Consider the following 15,998-nt stretch of genomic DNA (forward strand, 5'->3'; position numbering starts at 1 on the left):
TTAGAATAGAATGCTAAAAACAATACAAATCATTTTTTATAGCTTATGATTTCTTTTCTTGTTGGATAGTTTCCATTTGTTTCAAACAAAAATTGGTTTTTTTAAGGCATTCATCTATTATGACGATTTAATTATTCTGGTTCCATTGCTAGTTTTAGAATGTATAGGTAATAAAAGTGTTTTTAAACTTGTAATAAGAAAATTAATTTCGTTTCTAGTAATTTTTGGACTATTGTATGTCAATCCCATACTATTATTATTTCATTATAAACCTTGGATAACCCAATCTGTGATAGCAGATCATAGCAATCATAAAATTGAATTGCAAAAAAAGATATAGACGCGTTAAGCTACGCAAAGCGAAAGGCAGAAGTGTATTATATCACCAACTATTTTTACGTTGTCTTATCTAAAACGCTATGAAAAAAAAGAATAAAACTAAAGGTATAATCGTTGTCATTTTATTCATTTTGCTAATACTTTTTATGGTTTCAACAGCTCACACGAGCCAAAAAATATATAGTCCAGATAAGCAGTATAGCGTCTATGCCACAACCTATATGTATTCAAAATTGTTTTGCGCAGTCTTTTCTTATATGGATTGTTGGCATAGTGGTAAGATTTATCTTTATGATGAAATTGAAGAAAAAGTACTAGAGACCGTTTTTACAGAAGTTACAGAAAATTACACGACTGTAAATTGGTTGACAAAAGACATGGTTTCATTTGAAAATATAGACATTAAACTTCCAAATGATTTTTGGTATTTACCAAGACCAATTAAAAATTTTAAACAATGAAATACCGCATATATTTTCTGTTATTTATTGTAATGGCTTGTCATTCAAAAGCAAAAAACGAAGTCATCATACAAGAAATCGTTTCAGAAATAGAACCTGTTCACTCAAAATTAGAGTTCAATTTACGAGATACAGTCCTTAAAAATATAAACCTTAAAAAAGAAAATTGTAACCTAGATCTAATCGCACAGCAAGAGCACCCAACAAATCCACAGGAAACCATTTTCGCTATACCTGAGATTTCAAAAACCGATGCCAATGATGACAGTTATTTTGAATATACCAGTCATATTGTAATTGTTGATACTAAGTCAGGCACTTTAAAACACAAATATTCAGAAGGATCTAAAACAAATGGCTGGACGTCTGATGCAATACAACTAGCCGAAATAAAAATAGATACTATGACCTATGCACTTTCAGAACACGAACAAGCATTTGGTGTTAACGTAAGTTATCATAATAATTCTCAGCCCAATCCTTACAGTTACCAAACCATTTCCCTATATAAAAAGCAAGATGATACCTTGGTAAAAATTCTAAATAATTACACGATTAAAGAAAATCAGGGAGAAACAGATACGGTTTGTTACGGCGATTTTATTAATCAATCAAAGACGCTTATAATGTCTCCAGGACAAACCAATGGTTATAGCAATATTTTAGTAAAAAATACAATTACAACGACCAAAAGCCGTCCCAATACAAACGGATTGTGTAGAGATACAAGTAAGGTTTCTACAGAAGTTTCAACGCTTAGGTTTAGCTCTAATCAATATAAAGCGTCAAAAGCGCAAGACTTTGTTATTGCATCAATTGACAGTGTTGCTATAGCTGAAATAAAACAATATGCAAAGCCATTGCATTCCATCTATGAGTATTACAATTTAGAATCCGAAGATAAGATAGAAATATGGTCCGGAAAACTGTTTGGAAGATGTTGTTCAGAAGCAGATGTATTGTATTCTGAAATATTGAATTTTAAAATTTCGGCTACAGTTGCAAATGAAAAATTTACAGATGATAATTTATCCGATCTAACGTATAGAACAGCATTTGAATTTAAAGAAGAAGACCATCCAAAAATAACTCTAAGATTATTAAAAAATAGCGAGAACCATGTATACCATACCTATTTACACGTTGACGACGTATTAACACCTCATGATACTATTCTCAACCCTTTTACATTAAGTCTTGTTAATGGATCAGTTTTATCTGAAGCTTCTTATTTTAAAAATGGAAGAATAAAAACCATGGCCATCTATCTTAATAAAGTCTATAAAAACACTATCTTGTTACAAGATACGCCTTTAGTGCAATCGTTTTCTATTAACGTGCCGTTTTTTAAAGACGATGTTATTACTTTGATTCCGCAGAGTTATTATTACGGAACCACATACAATACGATTTCTATTGCAGAAATACAAAGTAGCTTGGCACAAATTACACATCCAAGTATTAATAGAAAATATAAGATAAGAGCACTTCAAAAAAAATAATCTATGCTTACATTACCTGTATTTATATTTATAGTCGTCATTTTTAGCTTGGTGGTTTTTAATTTTATCTTTTATTTAAGCAAAGGCAGACTAAAAACAAGAGAAAAGTTATTTAAGCCTATTCAATTATGGACAGTTGTTTTTGTTCCTCTACTTTTTATTCTAATGTTTGATTTTTTGGAAGCAAATGATTGTTGTACAGACAGTGCAGTTTTTTCTCCAGAACATAGAATAGGTATTTATGCCTTACTTATTGCGTATACCACATTTTATTGTATTTCAATTTTTAGAAAAAGCATTTTACCACCTGTTGTAGAAGTATTTACAAATTCGTTTTTAATACTTGGGTTAGTGATTAATATTTTGTTGTGTATTCACTTAAATACTATAGACTTAGGATTTGTATTTTGGGGATTGGGTAATGTGCCAATCATACTATTACTGTATATTGAATTAATTAAAAATCATAAAATACTTAGAGATCACATACACGAGCACCAATTAAATTCAAATAGTGTCATAGGGAAGGTAAGCTGGTCTATATTACAACTACAACCTCTATATAAGTACACCGTGTTTACATTAATTCTAATACCTATACTTAGTGTATTGTCTTTATTTTTATTGCTTTTTGGTCAGAAACCAGACAGTTTAATAAAAGCGTTTACAGAGACCTATAAACATGGTTTTTCGCAATTAGATTACATGTGTGATAATGTGGAATGTGGTGGTCATTTTTTATGTTCCGTTGGTGCCAATGGCCATAAATCCATCGTTAAACCCATGAGATATGGCGAGCGTAATGGCAATAAAATAATCTGTAACCGACAATTATTAATCTCCAATGCCTTTGAGGAGTTGGTTCAAAACAAATGGCCTAGAGTTCATAAATTCATTAGAAGCCAATACAATATTGTCGGTCATTTTATTCACAAGTATTACAACATATTCAACATAAAACTCGTGTCAGATATGGTATATCTATTAATGAAGCCTTTAGAGTTATTTTTTCTGTTTGTTCTATACACGTTTGATAAACATCCCGAAAACCGCATAGCCATTCAATACCTAAAGCATTCGGATAGACAAAGACTGCAGGCGTTAAAAATCAAATCTGTTTCAAAATGAAAAATTTCCTTTTATTATTCATAGTAATTCTTATTACCCAAACATCATTTTCGCAAATTAACGATTGTTCAGAATGTGACACAACACGTTATGTAGAACAAGATATTGAGCATTTATCCTTGTTAGAATTGAAAATTATGAGAAACGAGATCTTTGCAAGACATCAATATGTATTTAACGATGATAGAATATCTGATTATTTTTTAGAAAACTACACCTGGTATCAACCCGATTTTAGTGCAAAAAACAATATTGAATTAAATGCCATTGAAAAACAAAATGTCAGTCTTTTTTTAAAACTCGAAAACCAGAAAGAAGCTATTAAAAACACTACAATAGCGCAACTAAAAGCCATGAAAGAGGCCTTGATTAACAACGATACACTTGTTGTTAATGCGCTGTTTCAAAAGGAATTTGAAGGGACTTCAAAATTATATATCAACGAAACAAAAACGGAATTAAAGGATATATTATCAGTTATAGATCTAGAGGACGTAAATTGGTATAATGAAAACGGTTTATATAAAGTAACCACTGATAATGGTCTATTTGAAAATGAAACATCTCTAAGTATTAAAAGTGATACTGTGATTTTACGTTATACAGTCAAAGGTCATTCCGAATTGTTTAATGAGCATACCGCATTTAGCTATGGTAGTGCGTTTAACTCAGAAAACGAATATATGGCTTGGTACACTTTTAAAATTATTAATCAAAAACTTGTGTTTATTTCGTATCAAGCTGCTGGCTAATAATTATAATTCTAGATATTCTCCTTTTTCTTCAGCCGCTAAAGTGCCCCAATTAGCAATTGCAAGCAAGACAGGCCTTAAGGTTTCACCAAATGCGGTTAATTCATATTCTACTTTTAATGGCGGTTTTTTTGTGTAAACCTTTCTCGAGATTAAGCCGTCCTTTTCTAACTGTTTAAGCTGTAGGCTCAATGTACGCTCGGTAATGGTAGATATGAGTTTATATAATTCATTATAGCGTTGCTTGCCATTTAAAAGATATATTAAAATAACACTTTTCCATTTTCCTCCAATCAACTCCATGGCAATACTCGTAGAGCAAGAGAACTCTTTATCATTGTATTTAATCAATCGCTTTTTATGTTCAATAGCCATAATCTATGTATTATTTTTTTGCAAAGTTAGGAAACTATCATTTAGTATACAACTATACTTTTTATAGTTTATTTAACATCTGCTCTAAAGTATGGTAAACACTAGTGTTTAATTGAAAAGTGAGTGTCTAAATTTATACTATCATTTATGACCGTTATTGCAGAATTCCTAAGCGATCAATACTTTTGTCACTATACTTTTGATAGTATAAATTTATGAATCCATAATTTAAATAAAATGAATACACCAAACATTGCAAAAGAAGATATATTAAACGCATTTAATTACAGACATGCCACAAAAGAATTTGATGCCAATAAGACCTTAACGGATGATCAAATCAATTTTATTCTTAAAACTGCCAACTTATCACCAAGTTCTTTTGGTTTTGAACCGTGGCATTTTGTAGTAGTACAAGACAAAGAATTACGTGAGCTTTTAAAGCCAGTAGCTTGGGGAGCACCTTTAAAATTAGATACAGCAAGTCATTTTATTTTAGGATTAAGTATGAAAGCACCTATGGTAAAACACGATGCGGCATACATTGAACATATGATGAAAGACGTGAAACAATTGCCAGAAGATGTTATTGACATGTATTCTAAATTTTATAGAGAATTTCAAGAGCGCGATTTTAATTTAGATACGGATAAAAAATTATTCGATTGGTCATCAAAACAAACCTACATTGCTTTAGGTAATATGATGACTGCAGCTGCCTTGGCAGGAATAGATTCTTGTCCTATTGAAGGCTTTCATCAAGAAAAAGCGGAAGCATTACTTAGAGAAAAGTTTGGCATTGATACCGATAAATACGGCTTATCATTCATGGCTGCATTTGGATACCGAAAAGCGGCTCCTGAATTCCCAAAATCAAGACGTGCCTTAGAAGATATTGTAACGTGGAAATAAAACCTTATGAAAACAATAAAACATACAAATGCACTTGCGCTGGAATATATAAAAGTCCAGTAATTTAGACCAATAAAGATTAGATATTAGAATGACCGTAAATTATTTAGCACCTTATGTTCTAACTTAGCAGGTAATGCTACAGTAAACGCAAGTGAAAGCTATGCACAAAGTAAGTTAGCCTTAACGATGTGGTCGTTTAATTTTGCTAAAAACCATCCTAATATAGTTACCTTAGCCGTAAATCCTGGATCGCTCTTAAATACTAAAATGGCAAATGAAGCCTATGGGCAACATTGGTCTCCTGCAGAAAAAGGCGTTGATATTCTTTATGATTTAGCAGTGTCAGAACGTCATAAAAATCAATCAGGCACATATTTTGACAATGACAAAGGTGTATATGCAAATGCGCATCCAGATGCTTACGATTCAGATAAAATTAAATTATTACTAACTTTAACGGAATCTATCATTAGCAACTAGCGCTTTCAATACCAATCAAAAATAGCCAATGAAAAAAGTACTAATTCTTTTTGCACATCCAAAATTTGAAAAATCGCGAGTTAATGCAACTTTAATTGAACGTTTAAAGGATAAAGCGCATGTAACGTTTCATGATTTGTATGAGGCGTATCCCAATTTTCATATCAATGTGCAGCACGAACAAGAATTACTGCTGCAACACGATATTGTTATATGGCATCATCCCTTGTACTGGTATAGCAGTCCTGCTATTTTAAAACAATGGAAAGATTTGGTTTTAGAGTTTAATTGGGCGTATGGTCCTAAAGGAAATGTACTTCAAAATAAAACCGTTTTTAATGTTATTACGGCTGGTGGTTCGCGTGAAGTCTACTGTTCTGAAGGCTATAATGTATTTACCATAAACGAGTTTTTAAGACCATTTGAGCAAACGGCTAATTTGTGTGGTATGCACTATTTACCACCATTCGCTGTGATGGGAACACATAATTTATCGGATGAACATCTACTACATTATGCCAATCAATACGAACAACTTATCGATGTGTTGCAAGGCGATTTTGATGCCAAACATATTTCGAAATGCTTTTTTCTAAACGATTTAGAAATTTTAACGGTATAAATTATGTCTGGAAGTTTACTATTTGATGCTATTATATTTTTAGCAGGTGCCATAATTTGTGTGTCTTTAGCCAAACGATTGGGCTTAAGTTCAGTGATTGGGTATTTAATGGCTGGTGTATTAATAGGCCCTTATGTTTTTGGCTTTATTGGAGAAGAAGGGGAGGACATCATGCATTTTGCAGAATTTGGTGTGGTGGTAATGCTCTTTTTAATTGGATTAGAAATTGAACCCAAGAATTTCTGGAATATGCGAAAATCCATTCTAGGCATGGGAGGCATACAAGTTGCCTTAACTGTTGCTTTTACGTATCTGTTTTTTGCAGTCCTGGGTTTTCAGTGGCAAGTAGCATTAACCGTTGGTATGGCTGTCGCGTTATCTTCAACGGCTATTGCGCTTCAAACTATTAAAGAAAAAGGCTTAATGAATACGACCTTTGGGTCAAGTGCCTTTTCCATATTACTGTTTCAAGATATCATTGTAATTTTTATGATTGGTGCGCTACCACTTTTATCCAATACTTCAGAGGGTACAGACACAGATGCAGCACATGGATCAGAAACCTTAATTGAAAGTTTACCTATAGGATTGCAAACCTTAGCCATTATTTTATCGGTTGCAATTATAGTATTAGCAGGTCGCTATGTTGTAGTGCCTATGCTACGAAAAGTCGCTAAAACAGGTGTGAGAGAATTATTAATTGCGGCTGCGTTTTTAATCGTTTTTGGCATTTCATATTTAATGGAGTTTGTAGGCTTAAGTCCTGCATTAGGTGCCTTTTTAGGTGGTGTAGTCTTATCGACAAGCGAATTTAAACACGAACTCGAGAGTACCTTAGAACCCTTTAAAAATTTATTGCTAGGCTTGTTCTTTATGGCCGTTGGTGCATCCATTAATTTTGTGGTTATAGCAAATAGTCCATTAACCATTGGAGGTATTTTATTGGCCATTATTGTGATAAAAGCATTGGTATTATTTATTACAGGTCGCATCTTCAAATTAAAACTAGACCAAAATGTCCTCTTAACGTTTAGTTTAGCTCAAGTTGGAGAATTTGCATTTGTCTTATTATCCTTTGCTTTTCAACTCAACATACTAGAACAAGAACAAATGGATATGATGCTTGTGGTCACGGCAGTTTCCATGTCCTTAACACCCATTTTAGCCGTGTTAAATGAGCGTTTAATTCTACCTAAAATAGGCACAAAAGAATCCATAAAACGTCCCATGGATCATATTGCAAAATCACAAAAAGTGATCTTAGTCGGTTTTGGACACTTTGGGAGTACAGTAGGTCGGTTTTTACGTTCGCATGGTGTAGAAGCTACCATATTAGACTTTGATTCTAATCGTGTGGATTTTTTACGGAAGATGGGATTTGAAGTGTATTATGGTGATGCCACACGACTCGATTTATTGGAGTCTGCAGGCATTGCAGAAGCTAAATTACTTATTTGTGCTACGAATAAAGTATCAGTAGCCAAAGCCATTTCTAAAATCGTGAAGGAAAAGTATCCGCATGTAGAACTTATGGTACGTACTAAAAACAGGTATGATGCTTACGAATTATTAAATCGTGATGTGCATAATATTTATCGCGAAACCTTAGATACCTCATTAACCTTAGCGAGTGATGCATTGAGTAAATTAGGATTTAGAAAATATACATTGAATCGTCAGGTTCAGAATTTTATTAAATACGACGAAGCGAGTTTAAGACGCTTGGCTTCACAACCCAAATTAGATGATGACTATATTTTTAAAGCCCGTAAGGAATTAGAACAACAAGAGAAATTACTAGAAAATGATTTTAGACGTGGTATCGTAGCTTATGATAATCATTGGGATAGTGAACATATTAAACAACAGTTAGAAAAATCTAAGGAAGCGTGACTCTACAGGAAATTCCAAATATTGAGTTTAATTCAAAAAAAGCCTACAATTCTGGGATAGATATTCTTACCATAGAAAGTCTTGCTAACAGAAAAGATTCGATAGAAGATCATCATCCAGAAAAAGCGCATCAAGTGACTTTTAATATGATTGTGTATTATACGTCGGGAGAGAGCCAACAATTGGTGGATTTTGTTTGGTATCCTGTGAAGCAAAATACCATTATTCACTTATCAAAAGGTCAAATTAATGCCTTTCAATTTACTGAAGGTTTAACGGGTTATATCTTATTATTTACTGAAGAATTCTTAAAGAAACAGATTAATTCATTACCTAAAAATGAAATTATTCGGCTTTTTAATGCCCATTTGTTTTCCCCAAGCATACAGGTGCCAGAGGATTCTAACGTGTTGCAATATTTTCAACTCTTTTATGAAGAATACAGCACTATAAAAGAAGATTATAACCAAAACAGTATATACGCTTCGCTACATGCTATCATATTTTCTAAGTTAGAGGGTTTAAAGCAAGATCAAACATTTTACTTAAAATCTACAGAAAAGGTCACTACATTTTTAAACTTCAAATCGTTATTAGAAGTGCATTTTAACAAAAGCAGAAATGCCGACTTTTACGCCAAAAAGTTAAATATCACATACAAGCATCTTAATGAAATTTGTAAAGCGACTTTAGACGTTACTGCGAAGCAATTTATTGACGCTTTTGTAATTCTTGAAGCCAAACGCTTATTGATAAATTCTGAAATTAAAAGCACAGAATTAGCATATCATCTCGGTTTTGAAGAGCCAACAAATTTTATAAAGTACTTTAAAAAACATACGGAATTTACCCCAAATACTTTTAAAAAGAACTACATCTAGTCTTTCAAGGTTCGATATTTACCATTTTTGTATCAACATTAATCTTTAATGAACGTAGATTCTGAAATAATTTTGTCCTCATAATAACAACATTTATGAAACAGACATTATTCGCAGTATTACTTGTTATAGTAGTATCATGCCAATCAGAAAAATCAAAAAAAACAACAAACATTAAAGAAAAAACCGAAATGAAAACAACCGAAGACGTATCAAACAAAGACAAGGCCGTAGCAGTATTAACCAGTTTAGAAACAGGTGACCAAACTGCCTTAGCTTATATTAACCCAACAAATTATAAACAACATAATCTTGCCGTAGCCGATGGTTTGGAGGGTTTTGGAGCTGTGTTGCAGCAAGCACCAGAAGGTGGTTTTAAAGCCAATGTGATTCGTGCATTTGAAGATGGCGATTATGTATTTACACAAACTAAATACGACTTTTTTGGACCAAAAATTGGTTTTGATATCTTTAGATTCGAAAACGGATTGATTGTAGAACATTGGGATAATCTTACCGAAATAACTCCAGTTAACCCAAGCGATCATACGCAAATTGATGGTACAACGACACTTACAGATTTAGATAAAACCGAAGCGAATAAATCCTTAGTTTCAGATTTCTTAAACACCATTTTAATACAAGGTAAAATGGCAGAAATCACTACATATTTTGATGGAGACAATTACATACAGCACAATGCTAATATTGGTGATGGTTTATCTGGTTTTGGAAAGGCAGTAGAAGCCATGGCAAAACAAGGTATTACTATGGAATTTAAAACAGTACACAAGGTATTAGGAGAAGGTAATTTTGTGCTCGCTATTAGTGAAGGCACCTTTGCAGGCGAACCAACATCTTATTACGATTTGTTTAGAGTAGAGGATGGCAAAATAGCCGAACACTGGGATGTTATGGAAACTATTCTAGCCAAATCAGATAGAAAAAACAACAATAGTAAATTTAATTTCCCTAACTAATTGAATCAAACCTTAAGCTTGTATTAATAGTAGAAAAGACCATTGTTTCGATGGTCTTTTCAATGTGATAACCTCAAAAAAATTAAATTAAAGCAAAGCTAAACGAAAACAGCAAAACAGACTAAGGAAAATTGTAGTCCTTGTTAGTGGTTAAAAAGCGCATCTTAAAATTACGGTTTCATTATTTTTTCTTCTCTTATGTTTTTTTACTTAGTTAATGAACTTCGCAGCAATCACGTGCACTTATTTATTTAATAAGGTTGTGCACGTGATCACTCTTTATGGGTCGACGTAGGAGGGAAGTTACATGAGGGTGGAATGATTTTAAAGATTTATTTGTCAATGTAATAACTAATAATTATCACATAATTAAAAATGATTATTACGATTATATGTAAGAATGTTACGTTTTTATGTAATTATGTTACATTTATGTCTATATTTGTAACGTAAATCAAAAATAATATTGCAGATATATGTATACAGAGCTCATTAAAATAATTGAAGGTGGTCTTAATCAAGACCCAAAAAAGGTTATTAGTTATTCTAAACACTTGGCTAAAAAGTTAAGAGAAGATGGAGTAGATAAACTTGCTGATAAAATAATAAAGACTATAGAAGGCTCAACAGCAATTCCTGTTTTCAAAGACCAATTATTTGATGCACCTGTAGATAATGATACAAGGTTAAATATTGCGGATGTAATTCTTCCTCGAGATATAAAATTAGATATTTCAATTTCTGAAAGTATCCAAAATCCAGTAAACAATTTCATCTCTTTAGTTAATTCTAAAAATGAAATAAAAAGTAAAGGTTTACAAATGAATTTATCGTTGTTGCTTTATGGACCTCCAGGTTGTGGTAAAACGACATTAGCCAAATATATAGCTAAAGAGCTTGATATACCTATTGTAGTAGCTAGGTTTGATTCTTTGATATCATCACTTCTAGGTAATACAGCAAAAAATATTAGGAAATTATTTGATTATGCAAAGAGTAAACCTTGTATTTTATTTCTAGATGAATTTGATGCAATTGCAAAAGCAAGAGACGATAATCATGAAACTGGTGAATTAAAAAGAGTAATAAATAGCTTGTTGCAAAATATTGACGATTTTCTAGAGACAGGTATATTAATAGCAGCAACAAACCATGAGCAATTATTAGATAGTGCTATCTGGAGAAGGTTTGAAAAAGTAATTAATGTAAACAAGCCAAGTTCTGAAGAAATTAAAAATCTAATTGGAAGTTATTTTGACAAGGTAGATTCTAAATTAGATATAGAAGATAAGAAATTTGATACACTTTCTTCTTACTTAAACGATTTTTCACATTCTGAAATTATTAAGATAATAAATAGTGCATTTTATAATTCAATTATTAAAAATAAAGAATTCGAATACGATGAAATTTTTTCTGAATACTTCAAGTATAAGAACAATAACAGGTATACACCAGAAGAAATGATACGCTTTTTAAATGAGAGCCATATACCTCAAAAACAAATAGCTAATTACCTAGATATTTCAATAAGAAAAGTTAGAAACGCATTAACTGTAGAATAAGATGGCTAAAAAGAATTTACCTGTAAAATTATTTCAGAAAAGACAGAAAATAGACGACAGAAGAGTCGAAGGTGGAGGGAGTAAAACAATTCCAAAATGGCAACTTGATGGAGAAGAACTTCAAAAAAGAGCAAATAGTCTTTTAGAGCCTTTAAGTGAATTAGATACTTTTTTTGAAAACCGAAATAAGACAAGGAGTTTTATTCCTGCTACCTTGCGTGTTGATATTGATGATAATGCCATTGCAAAATCACACAGACAAGATATTCAAAAGCTATTTAATGGACAATTTTCAAAAAATAATATAATTGGTTTTATTGATTCAAATATTGCTATAGTAAAAGTTGACAGTATTGAAGATAGTAAAGTCATTAAGAAAAAAATTAATAATTATCATAGAAACCCTAAAGCCATTTCTGCTGTCGAAACAATAGAAATATTCGAACCTTTTATTGCTGATATTGAAGAAAATAAAAAAAATGAGACAGTAAAAATTTCTCTTATAGATTTTTTGAATTATGAAATAAATAATGCAGTCAAAATATCATTTGAAAAGTACTGTAAGCAAAAGAGTATAGATGTGGTAGAAGCAAATTATTCTTCTGGCCTAATAATTTATAAAATTAAAAACGCTACTAAAGCCCAATTAGATAGCATTAGTGATTTTGAAGCTTTAGAATCAATAACATTTATGCCAAAATATAGTGTTGGCATGGACTTGCTAAATTCTGGACAGGACATTGAAGTAAAAGAACCTATCAAAGATGAAGAATACCCAATAATTGGAGTTCTTGATTCAGGTATTGCAAAGAATCAGTACTTAAGTCCTTGGCTTCTTGATAGAAATTTCTCGTCTTATCCTGAAGATTTAGTCAATCCAACACATGGTTCATGTGTTTCAAGTATTATTATTTATGGTGATGATTTAGAAGGAGAAAATTGGACTGGAAATTCAGGTTGTAAACTTTTTGATGCAACTGTTTTTCCAGATGAAACTAAAGAAAGTATAGATGAAGATGAGTTAATTGCAAATATTAGAGAAGCAATAAAAAAGAATTCTGATATTAAAATTTGGAACCTATCTTTAGGAACTAAATCTGAAGCAGATTTAAATGACTTTTCTGATTTCGGTAAAGCACTTGACGATATTCAAATATCTAATGAGGTAATTATTTGCAAGTCCACAGGGAACTGTAGAAATTTCGAAAGAGGTTTTCCTAAAAGCAGAATAGCAAGATCTGGTGATTCAATTCGTTCTTTAGTGGTTGGTTCAATTGCACATTCTAAAAATGAAAATGATATAGCTGATGTAAATCATCCATCTCCTTTTACTCGTATTGGTCCTGGACCAGCAAACAGTATAAAGCCAGATTTAGTTTCTTATGGAGGTAACGCTGGTATGAATGGAGGTAGAAGAGTTGAAAATGGAGTAAAAGCAATTGCTCCAGATGGATCTCCAGTAAAAATAATAGGTACAAGTTTTTCAACACCTAGAGTCACATCGTTGTTATCTGAACTAAATTTTAAAGTAAGAGAAAAATTTAATCCTACATTACTTAAGGCTTTAGCAATACATTCAGCGAAATATCCATTAGGTGTAAATTTTCCTATTAATGAAAAAGTCAATCAAATGGGGTTTGGAATAGCATCATCAGCCGATGAGATTATTTATAACGATCCTCATGAAATCACCTTAATTCTTCAAGAAAACATAAATAAAGGTGAATTTATCGAGATTCTTGACTTTCCATTTCCAGAAAGTTTAATTGATGATGAAGGACACTTTTATGGAGAAGTAAAAGTTACTCTAGTTGCTCAACCAGTATTAAGAGAAAAACAAGGAGCGGAGTATTGTCAATCTAATTTAGACTTAATGTTTGGTACATATGAAAATATAAAAGATAGAGATACTACTAAATCTAATATACTAAACCCTTTTGGGCCAGATGACACCCAAAATGTACTTTTGGATTCTAATTACAAAAGTGCCTATATAAAAGATACAGAAAGTGATTACGCAAGAGAAAGAGTATTACTTAATTACGGAAAAAAGTATCAACCTGTAAAAAAATATTCGGTTAATTTAAGTGAAATGAAAGATGCAAGACAAAGAGATAGTTTAGCAAGTAATAGAAAGTGGTATGCTAAAATAAAAGGAACATATCGTGATTTTGCAGAAACTAGATCAAAAGAAGATGGAGAGGTTTTAAATCAAGATTTTACTTTAATCGTTACGATTAGAGATACCAAAGAGCAACATCAAGTTTACAATGAAGTATCTAGATTGTTGGCAGATAGAAACTTTTTACACTCTAACATCAAATTAAGGGAAGAGATTAGAATTGATGTTCAAGGTAAAAATAATTAGACCAATTAAAGCATAGTGAAATACTATTAAAAAGAAAGTGATTAAATATTTGAATTATTAATTAAAAACAAAAATTATGGGACTTAAACCAGGACCGAAGAGAATTGCAAAATCTACTGGAAAACCAGATAGACGAGCACGTGACAACAAAGACACACCAGGAAACACACCATCATTAAAGCCGCCTAAACGCAAAAAAAAGTGATCTAATTGAAACTTTATTTTTCATATTATAAGGTTAACTGAAATATTAATATTATGTAAAATAGAATTTAAAGTTTAGTTCTGCCTCATTAAATTTTGGGTAAAACAATAGGAGAAATGAGCGTTCATATTTTAGGCTATCCAAACACAGTTATCCAGTGGATGATTGTATTTGGATACAATACTTTAATATAAGTTTGCTTCAATCGTATTTAGCTAAAAATGTACACTGTACATTTTTCGTTTTTGAAATAATTTGAAAGGTCTACAAGATATTCTAACCACGAGAATCGTCCAAAATTTTATATCACGTACATTTTGTCGTTTACGCGATTTTTAAATAGTATTCAAAAGCTAACTTTTATTGTGCGGCTTGCAAGCGGCTGGAAATTATTCGATAGATTTCTTTTCAAATAAAAGTATCCAGTAATTGGATATGCAATCCGTTGTAAACCCAGTTTTATGTTTTTAGTTTTATTCCCACAATTTACTTGTACATAATCATTAACGTTTTAGGACACTTGTGTGTCACTAGAACTATGATTATGTCAAATATCGCTGAAAAGCGCTATTGCGCAAATTATTATGTAATGTCCTATAATTTATATTATGTAAAATAGAATATTTCGAATGCCACCCACTTATTGTGTTTTTAAATACGTTAACTGATTTATAGGTCTCTTAAAAACTATTGGTCTTTTAATAGCTCGTTTAATTCTTCTAAGTGCGTTTCATAAATTTGCTCAACTTCTTCGAGAATACTATCGTAACCATTCACATATAAAAAACGCATATGCACAACACGGTTTTTATAATCATCAGAACCAAAATATTTATATTCTTCAACCGTAAATTTGCCGTTATTACCAACTAATTTTTCGTACCAGGAGAAATTTTCTTTAATATGATTAATGTTCTTAATTAATTCATCTTTCATAATATCTTCCATGGGCCGCAATGTTTTGTCTACGACAATGTAATCTTGCTCAATTTCCATGAGTTTGTTGGCCAATGTCGTATTTTGAGATGCCACTTTATTTAGTGATGATGATACTATTAAGTTTACAGGTAAAAACTGAATACCTATAGTCACTAAAAATGGTGCTTGTGCGACAATCGTTAAGCGTTCGGCTTCTGTTTTATCCTTTTTTAAATATAAATTATAGAGCTCTAAATTCTCGCTAATTTCTTGTCGTGTCTCCTTAATTTTAGCAATATCCGAAGCCAGTTTTTGCTGTATTTGTTTGGCTATTTTTACACATTCTTTTTCCGCTTTTTTGTTTTCATTATAGTTATTAATCGTCACAGCGACCAAAATCCCTATGACGACCAAAATAATTTCGCCTATAGCATAGAGCAGATATTTTTTGAGACGCTTCCCTTCTATCAATTTAAATCTTAAGGTGTTGAATAATTTCATACATACATTTGATTGTAAATTACAAAAAACTTAACAAATTGAGCTTATTTGATATTGAAGACTGAAGATTGTTATAAAACTGAAAAAAAAAGCCCATCAAATTAATGATGAGC

The 15,998-nt window shown here is 31.6% G+C and carries 15 protein-coding genes; 13 read left to right on the forward strand and 2 right to left on the reverse strand.

Going from position 1 to position 15,998, the window contains the following annotated elements; genetic code table 11:
- Window positions 1-419 precede the first annotated feature (419 nt).
- The 4 genes from HNV08_RS08330 to HNV08_RS08345 are packed head-to-tail and all read left to right on the forward strand — an operon-like array spanning window position 420 to window position 4,182.
- Window positions 420-800 carry a hypothetical protein gene (locus HNV08_RS08330; protein ID WP_173280731.1) on the forward strand — a complete coding sequence of 127 codons (381 nt, stop codon included), beginning with the start codon at window positions 420-422 and terminating at the stop codon, window positions 798-800.
- Window positions 797-2,302 carry a PA3715 family protein gene (locus HNV08_RS08335; RefSeq protein WP_173280733.1) on the forward strand — a complete coding sequence of 502 codons (1,506 nt, stop codon included), beginning with the start codon at window positions 797-799 and terminating at the stop codon, window positions 2,300-2,302. The genes HNV08_RS08330 and HNV08_RS08335 overlap by 4 nt, the downstream gene beginning before the upstream one ends.
- Window positions 2,303-2,305: 3 nt before the next feature.
- A complete protein-coding gene (locus HNV08_RS08340; RefSeq protein ID WP_173280734.1) occupies window positions 2,306-3,430 on the forward strand; it encodes a DUF6688 domain-containing protein in 1,125 nt (374 codons plus the stop codon).
- Window positions 3,427-4,182, forward strand: a complete 756-nt coding sequence (locus HNV08_RS08345) for a YARHG domain-containing protein (protein ID WP_173280736.1) — start codon at window positions 3,427-3,429, stop codon at window positions 4,180-4,182. Before HNV08_RS08340 ends, HNV08_RS08345 begins: the two co-directional genes overlap by 4 nt.
- Before the next feature lie 3 nt (window positions 4,183-4,185).
- Here HNV08_RS08345 and HNV08_RS08350 read toward each other — a convergent pair whose 3' ends face one another.
- Window positions 4,186-4,557 (reverse strand): winged helix-turn-helix transcriptional regulator, encoded by a 372-nt coding sequence (locus HNV08_RS08350; protein WP_173280738.1) that lies wholly within the window; start codon window positions 4,555-4,557, stop codon window positions 4,186-4,188.
- A gap of 237 nt (window positions 4,558-4,794) precedes the next feature.
- On the opposite strand from HNV08_RS08350, the gene HNV08_RS08355 reads away from it, so the two are divergent.
- The 9 genes from HNV08_RS08355 (at window position 4,795) to HNV08_RS16395 (ending at window position 14,466) form a co-directional block, all read left to right on the forward strand.
- A complete protein-coding gene (locus HNV08_RS08355; protein ID WP_173280740.1) occupies window positions 4,795-5,469 on the forward strand; it encodes an NAD(P)H-dependent oxidoreductase in 675 nt (224 codons plus the stop codon).
- A gap of 189 nt (window positions 5,470-5,658) precedes the next feature.
- Window positions 5,659-5,952, forward strand: coding sequence for a hypothetical protein (locus HNV08_RS08360; protein ID WP_194241987.1), 294 nt, complete (start codon window positions 5,659-5,661; stop codon window positions 5,950-5,952).
- A gap of 28 nt (window positions 5,953-5,980) precedes the next feature.
- Complete coding sequence (locus HNV08_RS08365; protein WP_173280741.1) at window positions 5,981-6,574, forward strand: NAD(P)H-dependent oxidoreductase; 594 nt, start codon at window positions 5,981-5,983, stop codon at window positions 6,572-6,574.
- A gap of 3 nt (window positions 6,575-6,577) precedes the next feature.
- On the forward strand, window positions 6,578-8,467 hold the full coding sequence (locus HNV08_RS08370; protein WP_173280743.1) for a monovalent cation:proton antiporter-2 (CPA2) family protein: 1,890 nt from the start codon (window positions 6,578-6,580) through the stop codon (window positions 8,465-8,467).
- Complete coding sequence (locus tag HNV08_RS08375; RefSeq protein ID WP_173280745.1) at window positions 8,464-9,348, forward strand: helix-turn-helix domain-containing protein; 885 nt, start codon at window positions 8,464-8,466, stop codon at window positions 9,346-9,348. Before HNV08_RS08370 ends, HNV08_RS08375 begins: the two co-directional genes overlap by 4 nt.
- Before the next feature lie 95 nt (window positions 9,349-9,443).
- Window positions 9,444-10,328 carry a nuclear transport factor 2 family protein gene (locus tag HNV08_RS08380; RefSeq protein WP_173280746.1) on the forward strand — a complete coding sequence of 295 codons (885 nt, stop codon included), beginning with the start codon at window positions 9,444-9,446 and terminating at the stop codon, window positions 10,326-10,328.
- Between the two features lie 476 nt (window positions 10,329-10,804).
- Window positions 10,805-11,893: an AAA family ATPase gene (locus tag HNV08_RS08385; RefSeq protein WP_173280748.1), complete on the forward strand. Its 1,089-nt coding sequence runs from the start codon at window positions 10,805-10,807 to the stop codon at window positions 11,891-11,893.
- A gap of 1 nt (window position 11,894) precedes the next feature.
- Window positions 11,895-14,261 (forward strand): S8 family peptidase, encoded by a 2,367-nt coding sequence (locus HNV08_RS08390; RefSeq protein ID WP_173280750.1) that lies wholly within the window; start codon window positions 11,895-11,897, stop codon window positions 14,259-14,261.
- A gap of 76 nt (window positions 14,262-14,337) precedes the next feature.
- Window positions 14,338-14,466 (forward strand): hypothetical protein, encoded by a 129-nt coding sequence (locus HNV08_RS16395; RefSeq protein WP_262886689.1) that lies wholly within the window; start codon window positions 14,338-14,340, stop codon window positions 14,464-14,466.
- Window positions 14,467-15,153: 687 nt separating this feature from the next.
- Here the strand turns inward: HNV08_RS16395 and HNV08_RS08395 are convergent.
- The gene (locus HNV08_RS08395) at window positions 15,154-15,885 is read right to left on the reverse strand and encodes a DUF6090 family protein (RefSeq protein ID WP_173280597.1); all 732 of its coding nucleotides are present in this window, start codon (window positions 15,883-15,885) and stop codon (window positions 15,154-15,156) included.
- Between the last annotated feature and the right edge of the window lie 113 nt (window positions 15,886-15,998).

The sequence above is a fragment of the Winogradskyella eckloniae genome (genome assembly GCF_013249045.1).
GTDB classification, from domain to species: Bacteria; Bacteroidota; Bacteroidia; order Flavobacteriales; family Flavobacteriaceae; genus Winogradskyella; species Winogradskyella eckloniae.

Coding starts and splice junctions, on each gene's coding strand:
- HNV08_RS16395 (WP_262886689.1), top strand. CDS start 14,338: ATGGGACTTAAACCAGGACCGAAGAGAATTGCAAAATCTACTGGAAAA.
- HNV08_RS08340 (WP_173280734.1), top strand. CDS start 2,306: ATGCTTACATTACCTGTATTTATATTTATAGTCGTCATTTTTAGCTTG.
- HNV08_RS08395 (WP_173280597.1), bottom strand. CDS start 15,885: ATGAAATTATTCAACACCTTAAGATTTAAATTGATAGAAGGGAAGCGT.
- HNV08_RS08370 (WP_173280743.1), top strand. CDS start 6,578: ATGTCTGGAAGTTTACTATTTGATGCTATTATATTTTTAGCAGGTGCC.
- HNV08_RS08380 (WP_173280746.1), top strand. CDS start 9,444: ATGAAACAGACATTATTCGCAGTATTACTTGTTATAGTAGTATCATGC.
- HNV08_RS08390 (WP_173280750.1), top strand. CDS start 11,895: ATGGCTAAAAAGAATTTACCTGTAAAATTATTTCAGAAAAGACAGAAA.
- HNV08_RS08365 (WP_173280741.1), top strand. CDS start 5,981: ATGAAAAAAGTACTAATTCTTTTTGCACATCCAAAATTTGAAAAATCG.
- HNV08_RS08335 (WP_173280733.1), top strand. CDS start 797: ATGAAATACCGCATATATTTTCTGTTATTTATTGTAATGGCTTGTCAT.
- HNV08_RS08360 (WP_194241987.1), top strand. CDS start 5,659: ATGTGGTCGTTTAATTTTGCTAAAAACCATCCTAATATAGTTACCTTA.
- HNV08_RS08385 (WP_173280748.1), top strand. CDS start 10,805: ATGTATACAGAGCTCATTAAAATAATTGAAGGTGGTCTTAATCAAGAC.
- HNV08_RS08355 (WP_173280740.1), top strand. CDS start 4,795: ATGAATACACCAAACATTGCAAAAGAAGATATATTAAACGCATTTAAT.
- HNV08_RS08350 (WP_173280738.1), bottom strand. CDS start 4,557: ATGGCTATTGAACATAAAAAGCGATTGATTAAATACAATGATAAAGAG.
- HNV08_RS08345 (WP_173280736.1), top strand. CDS start 3,427: ATGAAAAATTTCCTTTTATTATTCATAGTAATTCTTATTACCCAAACA.
- HNV08_RS08330 (WP_173280731.1), top strand. CDS start 420: ATGAAAAAAAAGAATAAAACTAAAGGTATAATCGTTGTCATTTTATTC.